Annotated in this window: 16 protein-coding genes, 7 tRNA genes and 6 pseudogenes; 13 read left to right on the forward strand and 16 right to left on the reverse strand. The window is 68.4% G+C overall.

Going from position 1 to position 15,829, the window contains the following annotated elements:
- Positions 1-28: 28 nt before the first annotated feature.
- Both QQK48_RS00310 and thrS read right to left on the reverse strand, forming a co-directional pair.
- Positions 29-538, reverse strand: a complete 510-nt coding sequence (locus QQK48_RS00310) for an HIT family protein (protein WP_348523350.1) — start codon at positions 536-538, stop codon at positions 29-31.
- A 3-nt stretch (positions 539-541) separates the two neighbouring features.
- A pseudogene (gene thrS / locus QQK48_RS00315) lies at positions 542-2,546 on the reverse strand (threonine--tRNA ligase).
- A 174-nt stretch (positions 2,547-2,720) separates the two neighbouring features.
- On the opposite strand from thrS, the gene QQK48_RS00320 reads away from it, so the two are divergent.
- The 3 genes and pseudogenes from QQK48_RS00320 (at position 2,721) to QQK48_RS00330 (ending at position 4,861) form a co-directional block, all read left to right on the forward strand.
- Entirely contained in the window at positions 2,721-3,818 is a 1,098-nt protein-coding gene (locus QQK48_RS00320; protein ID WP_284327097.1) for a HAMP domain-containing protein, read from the forward strand.
- A complete protein-coding gene (locus QQK48_RS00325) occupies positions 3,748-4,197 on the forward strand; it encodes a sensor histidine kinase (RefSeq protein WP_284327098.1) in 450 nt (149 codons plus the stop codon). Before QQK48_RS00320 ends, QQK48_RS00325 begins: the two co-directional genes overlap by 71 nt.
- A pseudogene (locus QQK48_RS00330) lies at positions 4,194-4,861 on the forward strand (response regulator transcription factor). The gene QQK48_RS00325 and the pseudogene QQK48_RS00330 overlap by 4 nt, the downstream one beginning before the upstream one ends.
- Positions 4,862-4,871: 10 nt before the next feature.
- Here the strand turns inward: QQK48_RS00330 and QQK48_RS00335 are convergent.
- The 11 genes and pseudogenes from QQK48_RS00335 to QQK48_RS00385 form a co-directional block, all read right to left on the reverse strand.
- The gene (locus tag QQK48_RS00335; protein WP_284327099.1) at positions 4,872-5,432 is read right to left on the reverse strand and encodes a hypothetical protein; all 561 of its coding nucleotides are present in this window, start codon (positions 5,430-5,432) and stop codon (positions 4,872-4,874) included.
- Between the two features lie 102 nt (positions 5,433-5,534).
- Complete coding sequence (locus QQK48_RS00340; RefSeq protein ID WP_284327100.1) at positions 5,535-6,404, reverse strand: phosphotransferase; 870 nt, start codon at positions 6,402-6,404, stop codon at positions 5,535-5,537.
- Between the two features lie 31 nt (positions 6,405-6,435).
- Positions 6,436-6,726: a hypothetical protein gene (locus QQK48_RS00345; RefSeq protein ID WP_284327101.1), complete on the reverse strand. Its 291-nt coding sequence runs from the start codon at positions 6,724-6,726 to the stop codon at positions 6,436-6,438.
- A 76-nt stretch (positions 6,727-6,802) separates the two neighbouring features.
- Positions 6,803-7,363, reverse strand: a complete 561-nt coding sequence (locus QQK48_RS00350; RefSeq protein ID WP_284327102.1) for a TylF/MycF/NovP-related O-methyltransferase — start codon at positions 7,361-7,363, stop codon at positions 6,803-6,805.
- Between the two features lie 10 nt (positions 7,364-7,373).
- Positions 7,374-7,529: a hypothetical protein gene (locus tag QQK48_RS00355; RefSeq protein WP_284327103.1), complete on the reverse strand. Its 156-nt coding sequence runs from the start codon at positions 7,527-7,529 to the stop codon at positions 7,374-7,376.
- 51 nt (positions 7,530-7,580) lie between these two features.
- A pseudogene (locus tag QQK48_RS00360) lies at positions 7,581-8,218 on the reverse strand (thymidine kinase).
- A gap of 203 nt (positions 8,219-8,421) precedes the next feature.
- Positions 8,422-8,496 (reverse strand) — tRNA-Val (locus QQK48_RS00365).
- A 24-nt stretch (positions 8,497-8,520) separates the two neighbouring features.
- A complete protein-coding gene (locus QQK48_RS00370) occupies positions 8,521-9,393 on the reverse strand; it encodes an aminotransferase class IV (protein ID WP_284329260.1) in 873 nt (290 codons plus the stop codon).
- Complete coding sequence (locus QQK48_RS00375; protein ID WP_284329261.1) at positions 9,390-9,572, reverse strand: chorismate-binding protein; 183 nt, start codon at positions 9,570-9,572, stop codon at positions 9,390-9,392. Before QQK48_RS00375 ends, QQK48_RS00370 begins: the two co-directional genes overlap by 4 nt.
- Before the next feature lie 55 nt (positions 9,573-9,627).
- Positions 9,628-9,723, reverse strand: a pseudogene (locus QQK48_RS00380) (hypothetical protein); the annotation flags it as partial.
- Positions 9,704-10,483 carry a chorismate-binding protein gene (locus tag QQK48_RS00385; protein ID WP_284327104.1) on the reverse strand — a complete coding sequence of 260 codons (780 nt, stop codon included), beginning with the start codon at positions 10,481-10,483 and terminating at the stop codon, positions 9,704-9,706. The gene QQK48_RS00385 and the pseudogene QQK48_RS00380, both read right to left, overlap by 20 nt.
- A 95-nt stretch (positions 10,484-10,578) precedes the next feature.
- Here QQK48_RS00385 and QQK48_RS00390 point away from each other — a divergent pair.
- The 7 genes from QQK48_RS00390 to QQK48_RS00420 all read left to right on the forward strand — a co-directional run bounded on the left by QQK48_RS00390 (position 10,579) and on the right by QQK48_RS00420 (position 11,732).
- Positions 10,579-10,651 (forward strand) — tRNA-Gly (locus tag QQK48_RS00390).
- Positions 10,652-10,685: 34 nt separating this feature from the next.
- Positions 10,686-10,756, forward strand: a tRNA-Cys gene (locus QQK48_RS00395).
- A 1-nt stretch (position 10,757) separates the two neighbouring features.
- Positions 10,758-10,832: transfer RNA gene (locus QQK48_RS00400), tRNA-Val, on the forward strand.
- Between the two features lie 262 nt (positions 10,833-11,094).
- Positions 11,095-11,167 (forward strand) — tRNA-Gly (locus tag QQK48_RS00405).
- A 34-nt stretch (positions 11,168-11,201) separates the two neighbouring features.
- A tRNA-Cys gene (locus QQK48_RS00410) sits at positions 11,202-11,272 on the forward strand.
- 5 nt (positions 11,273-11,277) lie between these two features.
- A tRNA-Val gene (locus QQK48_RS00415) sits at positions 11,278-11,352 on the forward strand.
- Between the two features lie 68 nt (positions 11,353-11,420).
- On the forward strand, positions 11,421-11,732 hold the full coding sequence (locus QQK48_RS00420; protein ID WP_284327105.1) for a hypothetical protein: 312 nt from the start codon (positions 11,421-11,423) through the stop codon (positions 11,730-11,732).
- Here QQK48_RS00420 and QQK48_RS00425 read toward each other — a convergent pair.
- Both QQK48_RS00425 and QQK48_RS00430 read right to left on the reverse strand, forming a co-directional pair.
- Positions 11,693-12,667, reverse strand: coding sequence for an endonuclease/exonuclease/phosphatase family protein (locus QQK48_RS00425; protein ID WP_284327106.1), 975 nt, complete (start codon positions 12,665-12,667; stop codon positions 11,693-11,695). The two genes, QQK48_RS00420 and QQK48_RS00425, sit on opposite strands and share 40 nt — an antisense overlap.
- A gap of 69 nt (positions 12,668-12,736) precedes the next feature.
- Complete coding sequence (locus tag QQK48_RS00430; protein WP_284327107.1) at positions 12,737-13,336, reverse strand: DUF1684 domain-containing protein; 600 nt, start codon at positions 13,334-13,336, stop codon at positions 12,737-12,739.
- Between QQK48_RS00430 and QQK48_RS00435 the strand changes: the two genes are divergently transcribed.
- A complete protein-coding gene (locus tag QQK48_RS00435) occupies positions 13,335-13,685 on the forward strand; it encodes a hypothetical protein (protein ID WP_284327108.1) in 351 nt (116 codons plus the stop codon). The two genes, QQK48_RS00430 and QQK48_RS00435, sit on opposite strands and share 2 nt — an antisense overlap.
- A gap of 69 nt (positions 13,686-13,754) precedes the next feature.
- Here QQK48_RS00435 and QQK48_RS20845 read toward each other — a convergent pair.
- A pseudogene (locus QQK48_RS20845) lies at positions 13,755-13,946 on the reverse strand (TetR/AcrR family transcriptional regulator); the annotation flags it as partial.
- 85 nt (positions 13,947-14,031) lie between these two features.
- On the opposite strand from QQK48_RS20845, the pseudogene QQK48_RS00440 reads away from it, so the two are divergent.
- Together QQK48_RS00440 and QQK48_RS00445 are read left to right on the forward strand one after the other, a co-directional pair.
- A pseudogene (locus tag QQK48_RS00440) lies at positions 14,032-14,461 on the forward strand (organic hydroperoxide resistance protein).
- Between the two features lie 135 nt (positions 14,462-14,596).
- Positions 14,597-15,817 (forward strand): alpha-amylase family glycosyl hydrolase, encoded by a 1,221-nt coding sequence (locus tag QQK48_RS00445; RefSeq protein ID WP_284327109.1) that lies wholly within the window; start codon positions 14,597-14,599, stop codon positions 15,815-15,817.
- Positions 15,818-15,829: the final 12 nt, after the last annotated feature.

A 15,829-nucleotide genomic window follows, 5' to 3' on the forward strand; every position in this document is an offset into this window, starting at 1 on the left:
CCACGCGGCCGAGACCTTGGCCCACGTGTCATCGAGGAGCCTCGGGAAGCGCCTTCGTCTTGCCGATGATCGGCAGGAAGTTGGAGTCACCCATCCACCGTGGCACCACGTGCTGGTGCAGGTGCTCCGCGATGCCTGCTCCCCCAATGGCGCCCTGGTTCATACCGATGTTGAAGCCCTGGGTGCCGGAGACCTCGGACAGGACTCGCATGGCCCGCTGCGTCAGCACGCCCATCTCGTCGCGTTCCGCATCCGTGGCGTCCGTGTACCAGCCGATGTGGCGGTACGGGCAGACCATGAGGTGGCCGGGGTTGTACGGGTACAGGTTCAGCACCACGTAACAGTGCTCACCCCGGTGCACCACGAGCGCGTCGCGATCGGGCATCTCGAGCTTGGCGCACAGCGGGCAGTCGTGGCTGCCCTTGTACTCCTCGCGCGACTTGCCGTCCTCGATGTACGCCATGCGATGAGGCGTCCACAGGCGCTCGAAGCCGTCCGGCTCGCCGCCCATCTGTTCGCCGTTGACGATCTCAGGCACGCGTTACACCTGCGCCTTGGACCGGACGGCCTCCACGATGCGAGCCACGGCATCGGCCACCGGCACGCCGTTGTCCTGGCTGCCGTCGCGGAATCGGAACGAGACGGCGCCTGCCTCCGCGTCATCGCCTCCGGCGATGAGGGTGAAGGGGATCTTGTCCTTGGACGCGGTGCGGATCTTCTTGGGGAAGCGCTCGTCCGAATCGTCGAGCTCAACGCGGATGCCTGCGGCCTTCGCCTGCGCCACGACATCGGCCATGTAGTCGTTGAAGGCCTCCGCCACCGGGATGGCACGCACCTGAACAGGTGACAACCACACCGGGAAGGCGCCCGCGTAGTGCTCGGTCAGGATCGCGAAGAAGCGCTCGATCGAACCGAACAAGGCGCGGTGAATCATGACAGGACGCTGGCGGGTGTTGTCCGGCGCGGTGTACTCGAGCTCGAAGCGCTCGGGCAGGTTGAAGTCGAGCCTGGATGGTCGACATCTGCCACGAGCGGCCGATGGCGTCGCGGGTCTGCACGGAGATCTTGGGGCCGTAGAACGCGGCGCCGCCCGGGTCGGGAACGAGCTCGAGCCCGGAGGCCTCGGCGACCTCACGCAGCGTGTCGGTGGCCTCCTCCCAGATCTCGTCGTCGCCGACCGACTTCTCCGGGTTCTTGGTCGACAGGCTCGAGGTAGAAGTCCTCGAGGCCGTAGTCCTTCAGAAGTCCCAGCACGAAGTCGAGAGTCTTGGTGAGCTCGTCCTTCATCTGGTCGCGCGTGCAGTAGATGTGCGCGTCGTCCTGGGTGAAACCGCGGGCACGAGTGAGGCCGTGCACCACGCCCGACTTCTCGTAGCGGTAGACGGTGCCGAACTCGAACATGCGCAGCGGCAGTTCGCGGTACGAGCGTCCGCGCGCGTCGAAGATCAGGTTGTGCATCGGGCAGTTCATGGGCTTCAGGTAGTAGTCCTGGCCCTGCTTGGTGATGTTCCCCGCAGAGTCGCGCTCCTCATCGAGGTGCATGGGCGGATACATGCCATCCGCGTACCAGTCGAGGTGCCCGGAGATCTCGTACAGGCGCGACTTGGTGGCGTGAGGGGTGACCACGAACTCGTAGCCCTCCTCGATGTGACGCCTGCGCGAGTACTCCTCCATCTCGGTGCGGATGATGCCGCCCTTGGGGTGGAAGACCGCCAGGCCCGAGCCGATGGCGTCGGGGAACGAGAACAGGTCGAGGCTCGGTGCCGAGCCTTGCGGTGGTCGCGGCGCTCGGCCTCTGCGAGCCGTTCCTTGTAGGCGGTCAGGCTCGTCCTTGGTGGGCCAGGCCGTGCCGTAGACGCGCTGAAGCCTGGGGGTTCTTCTCGTTGCCCTTCCAGTACGCCGCCGCGGAGCGCATGAGCGACCAGCCGTTGGCGAGCACCTTGGTGTTGGGCACGTGCGGCCCGCGGCACAGGTCACCCCAGGCACGCTCGCCGCCGCGGCGCACGTTGTCGTAGATGGTGATGTCGCCCTCACCGATCTCTACCGATGCACCCTCGGCGCCTTCGGTGTCGTGGGTCAGGAGCCTCGCACTTGTAGGGCTCGTGAGCGAGGCTCTGCGAGCGCCTCCTCGCGCGTCACCTCGCGGCGCACAAAGGTCTGCCCCTCCTTAACGATGCGCTGCATCGCCTTCTCCAGCTTCTTGAGGTCCTCCGGGGTGAAGGGGGTCTCGACGTCGAAGTCGTAGTAGAAGCCGTTCTCGACGGGAGGACCCACGCCCAGGCTTGGCGTCAGGGTTCACCTGCTGCACCGCCTGCGCGAGCACGTGTGCGGTCGAGTGGCGCAGCACCATGAGACCGTCGGGCTCGCCAATGGTGACGGCCTCGACCGTGGCGCCCTCGGGGACCTCGCGAGCAAGGTCCCACAGCCGCCCGTCGACGCGCATGACGAGCACGTCGCGCCGCTCGCCGTAGAGGTCGGTGCCCGTCGTACCGGCGGTCAGGCTCTCGCTCGTCGCCGTCGATGGTCGCATGCAGGCTGGGCACCAGGGGTCTCCTTGAAAGGGTTGTGCGCGCATGACAGCGCGCGGTCGGTCCCCACGATGCTACCGACCCCGGCGGCCTGCGGGCACGTTCGTGCGGCCGATGCGCGGGTCGGGGACATCCCCGGTCTCACCCCGGCACCGGCTACCGTGGGCCTACCTCGACCATCGGAGCCGCCCCGTGAGCCTCGCCCATCGCCTAAGCCGCGTGTCCGTGCGCGCCAGAATCGGCCTCGCCGTGCTGGCCCTGACCGGTCTCGCGCTTGCCGTGGCGGGACTCGTAGCCCTCGCGGTCCTGGACGACGCCGAGCGCGACAGGATGCACGCCGACCTTGTCAGCGACCTCCAGGAGTTCGTGGTGCTCGCCGAGGAGGGCGTTGACCCGGTGACCGGCGAGCCCTTCACGGATCCGGGGGCCGCCGTGCGGACCTCGATGGAGCGCAACGTGCCCGACACGAACGAGGGCGTGGTGGGATTCCTCGACGGCAAGCCTGGAGTGGGTCTCGCGAGACGCGCAGACCCCCTGGACGCCGACACGGAGTTCATCGAGGCCGTCGCTCCCCTCACCCTCGCCACCGACATCACGTACACGTCGCTGTCGACAGCCCACGCCGACTACCTCGTTGCTGTCGCCCCGGCCCGTGCCGCCGATGGCGGTGGGCTGGTCGTCGGCGCCGAGGGTTCGGGGCAAGGGTCTACCGCCGCGCAAGTGTTGGCGTACGACGTGAACGCGGAACTCGGCCTCTTGCATCGCGCCTTCCGCATCTATGGCCTGGTGGCTGCTGGGGCGTTTGTGGTGGTCGGCATCCTGGCGTGGCTACTCGCCGGGCGTCTCCTCCGTCCGGTGGGGGCCCTCGCGGCAGCAGCCCAGCGCATCGGCCGGGAGGACCTCACGGAGCGCGTCGCCGTCTCGGGTGGCGACGACGTGTCGGACATGGCGCGCTCGGTCAACACCATGCTCGACCGTCTCCAAGCAGCCTTCGATTCCCAGACGGCGCTGCTCAACGACGTGAGCCACGAACTGCGCACCCCCATCACCGTGGTGCGCGGCCACCTGGAACTCATGGATGCCGACGACCCCGCGGACGCGCGCGAGGTGCGGGCCCTCAGTCTCGACGAGCCTGGATCGCATGACCACACTCGTGGAGGATCTGCTCACCCTCGCGAAGGCCGACCGTCCCGACTTCGTGTCCCCTGCCCCGGTCGACGTGCGCGACCTCACCGAGGCGGTCTTCGACAAGGCCGCAGCCCTGGGCGCGCGTCGTTGGGTCCTCGATGAGGCTGCCGATGCCGTGGCACCGCTCGACCGTGACCGGGTCACGCAGGCGTGGCTTCAGTTGGCATCCAACGCTGTCCGCTTCTCGGACGACGACTCCGAGGTGGGCATCGGCTCGCGGATCGGCGACGAGTGCATCGAACTGTGGGTGCGCGACAACGGTGTCGGCGTGCCCGAGGACGCGCAGTCGCGGATCTTCACCCGCTTTGCCCAGGCCGATGCCGTCCGGCGCGACGGCTCGGGGCTGGGGCTGTCCATCGTGACGGCCATCGCTCGCGGGCACGGGGGTCACGCGAGCGTCTCGTCCCGCGAGGGCGAAGGGTCCACGTTCACCCTGACTCTTCCGCTCACGGGCTCAGACCAGGACAATACGGACGCATGAGCCAGATCCTGATTGTCGAGGACGAGCAACGCATCGCCTCGTTTGTGGCCAAGGGCCTCAAGGCGGCGGGGCTGACGAGCGAGCACGTCACCACCGGTGCGGCGGGGTACGAGCGCGCCATGACGGGCGATTTCGAGGCTCATCGTGCTCGACCTGGGGCTGCCCGACATGGATGGCATGGACGTCCTGGAGCGCCTGCGGGGCTCGGGAAACACGTTGCCGGTGATTGTGCTGACCGCCCGCACCACGCTCGAGGCCTCGGTGGGGAGCCTCGAGGGCGGCGCCGATGACTACCTCGCGAAGCCGTTTCGATTCGAAGAACTGCTCGCCCGCATCCGGCTGCGTCTGCGGACGGCGACGGTGGCCGCGGCTGGACCGGCGATCCTGCGGTGCGGGGACGTGGAACTTGACCCGCTCACGCGACGTGTCACGGTCGCCGGCGCGGAGGTGGACCTGTCCGCGCGCGAGTTCGCGCTGGCAGAGGCGTTGATCTCCCACGCGGGGCGCGCCCTGAGCAGGGAGCAGGCTCCTGTCCCGGGTGTGGGGCTACGACTTCGATCCGGGGTCCAACGTGGTCGATGTCTACGTGCGCTACCTGCGGGCGAAGGTGGGCGCCGCACGCATCGAGACGGTCAGGGGTGTTGGCTACCGCATGGTCCCCTGACCGTCTCGCGCTACGTCTTGTGGAGCGCCTGGCGCTCGCGGATGAATGGGCTGGTGGGCGTTCCGCCTAGTTGGCGGACTGCGCGGACGGTGCGGTCTTCGCGGACTGCGGGGTGACGGGGGTCTTGGTGGACTGCGGCGTCACGGGCGACTTCGTCGACTGCGGCGTGACCGGCGACTTCGTCGACTGCGGCGTGACCGGAGTCTTCGTGGACTGAGGCGTCACAGGCGACTTCACGCTCACCACGGACACGGGCGTCACGGGCGTGACTGTGCTCAGCGCCGACTCGACCGGCGTAGCCGCTTCCGTCTGCTGCGGGTTCGCCGTCTGCTGAGCGTTCGGTGCGGTAGGCGCCGAGGGCGGAGTCACCTTGCTCACCAGCACCGCCGGCGACTCGGAGAGCCTGGACCACAGGGCCGGAAGTGGGGGTCTGGTCGACGGCGGTCTGCTCGAGCGGCGCGTCATCCGCGTCGGGGTTGATGGCGTTGTCTGCCACGGCCACGCCGGTGCCGACGGCCACGACTCCCAGGGTTCCTGCCGCGATCCATAGTGCTCGACGGTTGATTTCCATGGCAACTCTCCTTGGTTCCTCCCGGCGGATTCTCCGCCCGATAGCCACCACGATGCACGGTCCGTGTGAGACGGCAAGGAGAGTGTGATGAGAGAACTCTCATCAACTGTGGGAGTCACCTACCAGGCGCTCTGCGGTCGCAAGCCAACGGTCACGCCGCGCGGCATCGTCCGAGCCGCCCATGAGCGAGATCAGCACCGCCGCAGCTCGCGCACGCAGCCGATGCGCCGGCACACGCCGCGAGAAGTCCTCCGTCGCGTCCCTGATCAGCCGCGGAACGTCGCGATACCCGGACTCATCAAAGGTGGGCAAGGTGTGCAGGTGCGCCAGCATGCACGCGAGGTCGTCGACGCGATAACCGGGCCCGAGGGTGTCGAGGTCGATGAGCGCGGCCACGCGAGTCTCGTCACCGGCCTCGACAAACACGTTGGCGGCGTGGAAGTCGCCGTGGGTCGGCACCAGGGCCCCGGGGGCGCCGTCGGCCTCGACCACGGCGTGGACGGACGCTCGCACGGCGTCGACGCGCGCCGCATCGGCCCCCGACTTGATGGCGGCATCGGCATAGGTATCGATGAGGTCCGCGGCGCTGCGCCTGCGAGCCATCTCCATGGCTCCCTCGCCGATCGAGTCGAGCGCCTCCACCAAGACCGCGGGGTCAAGGTAGCGGGGCGCATCGGGCCGGTACAGGTACTCGGTCAGCGGCTGACCGGTGGCGCCCTCAATGACCACGATGCCGTCGCCCGCGTCATACGCCTTCGGCGCCATTCCACACGCCTGGTGGCGCTCAAGGACTTGGCGGGCGGCGTCGGGCCTCAGCACCTTGACGTAGATCCGCCCGCTCAGCCCATGGCTGGACACGTTGGCGCGCAGCACCGCCCGGCGCATTGGCCGTAGCACCAGCATTTCCAACTGCTCCACCGTCGCATCGGCGATACCCACGCGCGCCAGCCTGCCCGTCAGTGCGGCAGGCACGCAGGCGTCCGGTAGCCCTGGTAGCCGCGGGTCAGCGGGGTGACGCCACACTTGTACTACGCCCAGGCTCCGACTCGAGCCGGACGGCCTTCACAGCCGCGCGTTCCTCGTCCGTCAGGCTCACGGTCGATGCCACGAGGTACTGTCGCTCGCCCGAGACGGTCACGTCATAGGTCGCCGATGTCTCGGCACCGGGGCGCGCATGGACGGAATCGAGGCGCCACGAGTCGAGCGTCTGATGGGCCGTCGCCACCGCGGTGGCGAGCATCTCGCCCGCCGCCTCGCTCGCCAGCACCGTCGCTGCCTCATCCCCCGTAGTCATGACTCATGGAACCACGCCGACGCCGCCGCCGCCGGGATCTTCGCTGGCAGAGTGGCGGTCGGCGAGTCTCGGCGCGTCACACGCGACGCAAGGACAGGTTGCCGTCAAGGTGGCGTCGTACAAACTCCGGATGGTCGCCAAGGAACTCGTCCACTGCCGCACGGCAACCCTCATAGTCCAGGTAGTCGTCGAGCACCACGATGCCGCCTGGCTGCACCTTGGGCGCGATCGCGGCGAGGCAGTATGCGACCGGATCGTGCCAGTCGCAGTCGATGTGCGCCACCGCGATCGCGGGGATCCGGTCAGCGACCGTGGGCCAGGTCTCGTCGAACAGCCCACGATGCAGTGCGACGTGCCGGCCGTCGACCGTCACGCCGTGCTCGCCCATGGTCGCGGTGACCCTCTGCTGCAGATCGGTCATGTAGCCGTAGTAGTCGTCACCACGGATGCCGCGGCTCTGCCCCGCGGCGATCACCGCATAGCGGCGCACCGCGCGCTCTCCGTCCTTGGCGGCGTCGGGGGCCGGGATCTGACCGAACACGTCGAAGCCATGGAAGCTCCTGTCCCCACGGCGCGTCGCCAAAGCGGTCGCGGAACCTCCCAGCGCGATGCCGAACTCGACGATGGCGCCAGGCACGCCCCCGCATTCACCTCGTCGAGCGCCTCGTGCAGGCGGCGCAGGCGACGGGCGAGAGGTACGTCAGGCGCTCGCGCACCACGGTTCTGGCGATCGCGGGCATCCGGGCGTACGCCCAGGCCTGCGCGGGCAGATGAGACAGGCGCGTCGCGCGCGTGTGTGCCATGACGGCACGCTACCGGCGCCGGCCCTCAGATGCCTGGCGAAAGGTCGACTATCAGGCGTCGTACCTGATGGGGCCGACCTTCTCGAGGTAGCAGCGGCCGCACAATGACTCGTACTCGGCGTGCTGGCCATCGATGGCGACCTGCGCTCCGTGTGCGACGAACTCGCCGTCGACCTTGCGGGCGTTGAGCAGAGCCTTGGAGCCGCACCGGCAGATCGTCTTCAGGCTCCTCGATGGAGTGCGCCAGGCTCCATCAGTCGCGCCGAGCCGGGGAAGGCGCGCGAGCGGAAATCGCTGCGCAGGCCGTAGGCGAGCACCGGGATGCGGGTGGTGACCGCAAGGGTGAAGGCCTCATCCACCTGCGCGGGCTCGAGGAACTGAGCCTCGTCGATGAAGATGGCGTCTACCTGGTCCAACGGCGTGACCTTCTCGATGGCCGCGCTCAGCGACTGACCCGCGCCGAGCAGGACGTCCACGGGCTTCTCGAGGCCGATGCGCGAGCCGACGGACGTTCCCGCCTTGGTGTCGACACCGGGCTTGACGATCAGGGGCATCTGGCCGCGTTCGCGATAGTTGTATGCGGCCTGCAGGAGCATGGTCGACTTACCCGAGTTCATCGCGCCGTAGCGGAAGTACAGGCTTTGCCACCGGTAGTTCTCCCTGTCCCTGAACGGCCTGCGCGGAAGCATATCGCCGCCTCGGCACGCCCCTGGACTCCCACTCCCGCCCGCCCCCCGCCCCGTGCCGCAAATGGCCGCATTTGCGGCACATCGAGACGCGACGCGCCGCAAACTGGGCCACCAGGGACGCGCGCACCGCGCACCGCAACGTCTGGCATCGGCTCATAGACATGACAAAAGCCCCGCCGGATCTCTCCGACGGGGCCTCGTGCTGGTGGGCGATACTGGGATCGAACCAGTGACCTCTTCCGTGTGAAGGAAGCGCGCTACCCCTGCGCCAATCGCCCTGCGAGCAGGAACCAATATAGCGCCTATTTGGAGCGCGGAAGACCAGGATCGGGTTCTTGTTCGGCGCGAAGCTCGAATTGTGCTGCCAACCTCCGGAGCATCGGCCCTGGTTCGAGCGCCTGTCCGTCCAGCGATGACACGTGCTGCACTCCCCTAGTGGACGAGGTTACCGCGAGGTGCGTCTCGCCAGTGAGCACCTCGTCAAGCGCGGCCATGGTGAGTTCCCCCGGCGCCGATGCTCGAATCGGCATCCCCGCGGCCGCACCCCATTCGAGGGCCAGGCCGCGGGTGATGCCCGCCAAGCATCCCGAGGCAAGCGGAGGTGTCACGAGTTCGCCCTGACGCTCCAGGATCACGTTCGAAGCCGTGCCCTCGCACAGGTGCCCCTGCGTGTTCGCCACGATCGCCTCATCCGCACCCTTGTCACGAGCAAACGCGATCATCACCGCGTTCTCCGCGTAGGAGGTCGACTTCACTCCCGCCAGTGCCCCGCGCTCGTTGCGCCTCCACGGCGCGCGAACGGCGTGACAGACACGCGGACGCTTGACGTCCACCCCGGTCACCACCAGCGTGTGAGGCCCATCTCCGCGCGCCGAGCCCATCGGCCCCGGACCCGAGGTCAGGGTCACTCGCACCCGGGTCACCGCGCCCTCGCCCGCACGCAGCACCTCGGCGACGGCGTGACGGACCTCATCCGTGTCGACAACTCCGAGTCCTAGCCGGTCGGCGCCATACGAGAGCCGCGCCAGGTGTCGTGTGAGGGCAAAGATGCCGCCGTCGCGCACGGTCATGGTCTCGAAGAGGCCATCGCCCACGGTCAGGCCATGGTCCCAGGCGGTGATGAGGGGCGCATCGGGATCCCTCAGGCTGCCCGCGGACCACACCACCGTTGTCATGGCGACATCATTCCCGTCGAGGCGAGCCCGATCAAGCGTCGGGCCTTCAGTTCGGTCTCTTCCCACTCCCGTGCGGGGTCCGAGCCCCACGTGATGCCTGCGCCCGTGCCGAAGCGCAGCGTGCCGCCTCCCGCGCGATCCCACCAGAACGTCCTGATGCCCACAACGAGCCTCGGCACGCCTGCTGTCGGCGTCGATCCAGCCGATGGCCCCGCAATACGGGCCGCGCGCCGCGGTCTCTTCACGCGCGATGATGCGCAGCGCGCTCGACTTGGGCGCGCCGGAGACGGACCCCGGCGGAAACGTCCCGTCAAGCAGAGCCGGCCACAGCCTGCGGGGTCCAGGCGAACGCGGGCGCGAGCGTCGCCTCCACCGTCGACTGCAGGTGCACGAGCCCCGGATGCGTGTGGAGACCAAGGAACTCCGGCACCGTCACCGAGCCCGGCACCGCGACATGCGACAGGTCGTTGCGCACCAAGTCCGTGATCATCACATTCTCGGCCTCGTCCTTGGGGAGCATGTCCTCCCCGGCGCCGCCGTGCCCTTGATGGGCGCGCTCGACACTCGCGTGCCGTCGATCGCGAGATACAGGCTCAGGCGAGGCCGAGACGACCCAGGCGCCAGGCGCATCGGCCGTCTCTGGAAACGCGATCCGGGAGGCGAACCGGGCGGGATTGCCGCGCGCGAGGCGCTCGCTCAGCGCCACCGCATCAGGCCCAGCCGGAGCGGCGGCCAGGGGCGCGGAGAGCACGCGGCAGAGGTTCGCCTGGTAGACGTCACCGTCACGAATGTCGCCACGGATGCGCGCGACCGCCGCCATGTACGCCTCGCGATCAAGCGAACTCGTCCAGGCGTCCGGGGCGGGCCCCTGCCACGGACGACCCGTGGTGACCGAGGCGGCGGCGGAGAACTCGGCGTGTTCCATGCGCCAGGCGTCGATGCGGCCCTCGAACGTGCCCACCACGACCCAGAACCCTCCCTCGGAGAGCCGGTGACCTTCCCCCTTCACGTCGATGTGCTCGAGGACGCCGCGGGCACGCACGCCGCGGAAGGCGGCCTCCGCCACCTCCTGCGCGTCCCACACACTCACGGGCACCACGCTAGCGGCTGACCGCGGGGGGCGATTTGGCATCGGGTCAACCCATGGGCTAGTGTTTACGTCTTGTCAGGGCACGCCCTGACAGCGCGGACGTGGCTCAGTTGGTAGAGCATCACCTTGCCAAGGTGAGGGTCGCGGGTTCGAGTCCCGTCGTCCGCTCGTAGGTTCGTAGCCGATGTTTTTCGGCGACCACGGTGGGTTGGCCGAGAGGCGAGGCAGCGGCCTGCAAAGCCGTATACACGGGTTCGAATCCCGTACCCACCTCGGGCGATTGGCGCAGCGGTAGCGCGCTTCCCTGACACGGAAGAGGTCACTGGTTCGATCCCAGTATCGCCCACCAGACAAGCCGTCCCTTCGGGGGCGGCTTTCTTCATTTCTCGGCGCTGGCAGAGCCCCCGCCTGCCCCGCCCTCCCCTCAATGCGAACCGGATGAGATGCCGACACGCCGGCGACGGCCCACGCTCACGCGCGACACGCCGACCGGTGCCGCGCGAATCGGTTCAAAGTGTCGGGAGGGACGACACGCAGCCGATGCGGTGGTCACCGGCGGGCCAAGGATGCGCTACAGTTTTCCACGGCTCGGAACGCAAGTTCGGGGCCATGCGGACGTGGCTCAGTTGGTAGAGCATCACCTTGCCAAGGTGAGGGTCGCGGGTTCGAGTCCCGTCGTCCGCTCGCAGGATCCATGCCGATTCTTATGGCAGACCATGGTGGGTTGGCCGAGAGGCGAGGCAGCGGCCTGCAAAGCCGTATACACGGGTTCGAATCCCGTACCCACCTCGCATGGGCGATTGGCGCAGCGGTAGCGCGCTTCCCTGACACGGAAGAGGTCACTGGTTCGATCCCAGTATCGCCCACCACATGAGAGCCGCTCCGGTAGCCCCGGGGCGGCTCTTGTCATTCATGCTCACGCCGCTACGCTCGTGACATGCCGCTCGACGTGAACCCGCTGATTCCCACGACCTATGACCTGATCTGGTCGGTCGTCGCGGCCGCCGTCCTGGTCGTGACGATCTCGGCTGCCGTCTCTGTCATTCGCCACCAACGGGTGCTGAGCCTCGCTCGCAACCGCCGTGTGGCTCCTGGTGATCCTGTGCGCGCCGCTGCTGGGAGGCATCGCGTGGTTCCTCGCCGGGCGCCGCCAGGCGCAGGACGCCATGGACGCGCTCTACCCCGAGACCGCTCCCTTGCGCTGACGGCTCAGAGCGGAGCCGAGTACTCGACCACCAGGGCACGGTGATCGGCGCCTGGCAGCGCCTGCGTCACGAGCGTTGACGCCGACCACGGCAGTTCGCGCGCCATCACGTGGTCGATGGCGGCGACGGGAAAGCCTGCCCGCTGCTCCGGGAAGGTGAACTGCCAGCCCGCCCCGGCCTCATCGGCCGCATCAACGAAACCCCCGCGCTCAAGGCCACGCAACGAGGCATGGTCACGTGTGGCGTTGAGATCGCCCACGAGAATCGCCGGTCCGTGGACGGCGCCTGCGGCCTCCGTCAGCACCGCGAGGTCCTGAGCCCACAGGGTGTGGTTCCACGGCCCCGGTGCCGCGGGATGCGCGGCGATGAGCGTCACCGGCGTCGAGTCGACTTCGACGACCGCGCGGAGCGTGCGCGCGGTGGTGCCGTCCACGTCCCCTGCCTCGGTGAGCGGCAAGGCAGACCAGAGGCCGATGCCCGCGAACCCCTCCTCTGGCGCCACCTCGGCGTAGGGCAGCGACGCGCCAAGGCCGGCACGGTCGAGAGCCTCGACGGCCGCGGGTGTCGGCTCTTGGACAGCGAGAACGTCAACGCCGTGGTCGCGCACGAGGGCCGTGACCGCGGCGCCGTCCACCGCGCCGAACGTCGCGTTGACCGATGCCACGGTGAGGACACCCTCCCCCTGCGTGGGCGTCGCCGTCATCAACGGCACCTGAGTGGCGACTCCCACGACCAACACCAGTCCGGAAGCGGCGCCGAGCCATCGGTCCCTCGCAAAGAATGCTCCCACGAGCGGCACCGCCACGCTCAACAGTACCCACGGAGTCACGGCCACGGCGATCGCGAGCGGCCCCGCCTCGAAGCCTGTGAGCCGCGCACCGAGCGTGACGACGGCTGGGAGCAGCGCGCACCAGCCCACCACGCGTCCAGCCCTGCGCCATGGCTGCGTCAGCCGCTTCTCCGGATCGGTGCCTCGCATGGCGGCATCTTGACACCTCCGCCACACCCAGCGACACCGCGGGCCCGGCGCGTCGTCCGGCGTGAGCCTCTATGCCTCGAGCGGCGTGTAGCGCTCCCCCACGTCGACGGCGACATCCAGCCGATTGCCGGGGCCCGGCAGGGGGCACACCCAGTCGCTCGAGTACGCGCAGGAAGGCTGGAAGGCGAAGTTGAGGTCGATGACGAGCCCGTCGAGCGCGCCTCCCAAATCCGCTCCCTTGACGGTGTCGAGGACGTAACGGCCGCCACCGTACGAGCCGGGTGACGTGTCCTTCAGGGGAACAAACACACCCCCGCCATACGAATCCAGCCACCACACGTCGAGGCTGCCCAGACCATCCAGAGTCACGCGGCCGATGCGCTCGAATGGCACCACACCATCGGTCGCCGTGGGCACCTCGCGGCGCTCCGCCGCTGCCTCCTCGACCGCGACCTCGAAGCGCCACGCCGGGTCGTAGGCGGCGACGACCGGGGCGAAGGAGGCGCGATGAGCGGGCGGCACGGGTGTCGCGGGGTGGGTGGCGAGCAGGTGCGCGCGCCGCTCGCACCACCGCGCGTGCGCGGCGGCAGCATCCGCCGTTTGCCGTACCTCTGCGTAGATGCTTGCGACCTCGCGGCGCCAGTCGAGAACGTGCCAGGAGTAGTGCATGACCTCGACCGTACGCGACAGGCGCTACCCGCCGCTGGCGAGAGCGGTGATCCCTGCCCTGAGGCTCACGAGCGACTCGTTCCGGGTCGCCTGCGACGTATCCCTCGACCAGCGCACCGTCCCTGAGCATCATGACCTGACGCGCCACCTGGGCGGGATCGCGTACGCCGCGCTCGGTAGCCCACGTCTCGATCGCTCCCATCATCCACGTGCGGAAGCGCGCGACAACGTCGCGGACCGGGTGCGTGGGGTCGGGGTACTCCGCGGCGGCGTTGATGAACGGGCAGCCGCGGAACCCTGGCCGGCACATCTCCTCTTCGAAGATTCCCGCGATCGCCTGGGGGTCTGAGCCCGCCTGGGCCCCGAGGGATTGGAGTCGTGCCAGTTCATCCTCGAGGTAGACGACGACGAGCGCGTCCTTGCTGGGAAAGTGCCGGTAGAACGTCACCTTTGACACGCCAGCCTCGGCGAGGATGCGGTCTGCACTGATCGCCCGCGTCCCCGAGGCATGGAAGAGGGCCGATGCGGTCGCCAGGATCACATCGCGGGCTTGCCCACGCGTGGCGGCCATCGCTGCCTCCTCACACTCTTGCTGGTTGCCGGGAATCATCCCATGCGTCTCGGGGTTGGGCCCTATGTAGACGTACTAGTAACCCTACAAAACCATGAACCCCTTCACACGAGGAGCCATTCCCATGGACAAGCCCCAGGTCTTCTACACCGCCGTCGCCACCGCCACCGGCTCGGGACGCGACGGCCACGTCGCCACCGACGATGGCCTGGTCGAGTTCGACCTCGCCACCCCCAAGCCCGGCGCGGCGGCCACCCGCACCAACCCGGAACAGCCTGTTCGCCGCCGGTTACGCCGCGTGTTTCAACTCGGCGCTCCAGATGACCGCCAAGCGTGAGAAGTCGGCCCTCACTGGCGCGCAGGTCACCGCCGAGGTGGGCATCGGCCAGATCGACAACGGCGGCTTCGGTCTGACCGTGACGCTGAAGGTGCGTACGGAAGGCGTCGACCAAAACGCCGCCCAGGACCTCGCCGAGATGGCTCACCAGGTGTGCCCCTACTCCAACGCCACCCGCGGCAACATCGAGGTCAACCTCGAGGTCACGGCCGCATAACCGCGAGCAAATCTCGGGACGAGGGGTGGGCGCTCAGACGGTGCCCACCCCTCGCGCCGTCCCGGGAATGGATGACCCTGCCCGTCGCTTTATCTGCGAGGATGAACCGGAAGCGATGGAAGGGGCCGCGCCCGCATGTCTGAGACCAGCCACGAACCGGACCGCCGACTAGGGCATCGCGTGGGGGCTCCCGTGCCGATCTCCACGTATCGACTCCAACTCAACGAGGCGTTCACGTTCGCTGACGCCGCCGCACGGCTCGATTACTTTGCGGCGCTCGGAGTCACCCACCTCTACCTCTCCCCCATCCTCGAGGCCTCGCCCGGCTCCACCCACTTCTACGACGTGGTGGATCACTCACGGGTCGCCCCGGTCCTCGGCGGCGAGGCCGGCCTTCGCGACCTCGCGTGGAAGGCAGGCGAACGGGGCATCGGACTGGTGGCCGATGTGGTGCCTAACCACATGGCCGTGCCCACCCCCGCCTACTTCAACAAGGCCCTCTGGTCGGTCCTGACCGACGGCGAGGAGTCCGATCATGCCCACTGGTTCGACGTAGACTGGTCCGGCGGCGATCCGGTCCTCATGCCCGTTCTTGGCCAACGCATCGGTACCGTGCTCGCCAACGGTGAACTGGTACTGGACTCCATGGTGGTCCCCGGATTCGAGGACAAGGGCGAGGTCCCCGTCCTGCGCTACTACGAGCACGTCTTCCCGGTGCGCCGTGGCACCGAGAACCTGCCGCTCGCCTCGCTCGTGGACCAGCAGCACTACCGGCTCGCCTACTGGCGCGTGGCCAACGAGGAGCCTGAACTACCGTCGCTTCTTCGACGTCGGATCGCTGGTCGCGGTGCGGGTCGAAGACGCGGACGTGTTCGATGCCACGCACCAAGTCATCGTCGATCTCATCAAGGACGGCACCCTGCAGGGTCTGCGCATCGACCATCCCGATGGCCTCGCCGATCCCGCGGGCTACATTCAGCGACTGTCGGAGGCAACCGACGGCGCGTGGATCGTCGTCGAGAAGATCCTCGAGGACGAGGAGCGCCTACCGACCTCGTGGAAGACGGCAGGCACCACGGGCTACGACGGCACATGGCGCGTCGGCGCGCTCCTGCGCGACCCCGCCGGTTCATCGCCCCTTGCGGCCACGCTTCATCGGCTCACCGGCGATGCGATGGGCACCCTTCCCGCCATGATCTCCGAAGCCAAGCGCGAGATCGTGAAGGAGTCCCTCTCGAGCGAAGTGCACCGCCTCGCCACCATCGCGCACACCATTTGCACCACGGATGTGCGGCTGCGCGATCACACGTGGCGGTCGCTATACGACTGCCTACGCACCCTGCTGATCACGTTTGACCGCTACCGCGC

Origin of the sequence: Demequina litorisediminis, from assembly GCF_030161615.1 — a bacterium.
GTDB classification, from domain to species: domain Bacteria; phylum Actinomycetota; class Actinomycetes; order Actinomycetales; family Demequinaceae; genus Demequina; species Demequina litorisediminis.

Excerpts from the sequence above, each read along its gene's own strand:
- QQK48_RS00335 (WP_284327099.1), bottom strand. The coding sequence starts at position 5,432 with ATGGAAATCAACCGTCGAGCACTATGGATCGCGGCAGGAACCCTGGGA.
- QQK48_RS00445 (WP_284327109.1), top strand. The coding sequence starts at position 14,597 with ATGTCTGAGACCAGCCACGAACCGGACCGCCGACTAGGGCATCGCGTG.
- QQK48_RS00425 (WP_284327106.1), bottom strand. The coding sequence starts at position 12,667 with ATGCGAGGCACCGATCCGGAGAAGCGGCTGACGCAGCCATGGCGCAGG.
- QQK48_RS00420 (WP_284327105.1), top strand. The coding sequence starts at position 11,421 with ATGCCGCTCGACGTGAACCCGCTGATTCCCACGACCTATGACCTGATC.
- QQK48_RS00430 (WP_284327107.1), bottom strand. The coding sequence starts at position 13,336 with ATGCACTACTCCTGGCACGTTCTCGACTGGCGCCGCGAGGTCGCAAGC.
- QQK48_RS00345 (WP_284327101.1), bottom strand. The coding sequence starts at position 6,726 with ATGACTACGGGGGATGAGGCAGCGACGGTGCTGGCGAGCGAGGCGGCG.
- QQK48_RS00370 (WP_284329260.1), bottom strand. The coding sequence starts at position 9,393 with ATGACAACGGTGGTGTGGTCCGCGGGCAGCCTGAGGGATCCCGATGCG.
- QQK48_RS00435 (WP_284327108.1), top strand. The coding sequence starts at position 13,335 with ATGACCTCGACCGTACGCGACAGGCGCTACCCGCCGCTGGCGAGAGCG.
- QQK48_RS00355 (WP_284327103.1), bottom strand. The coding sequence starts at position 7,529 with ATGGCACACACGCGCGCGACGCGCCTGTCTCATCTGCCCGCGCAGGCC.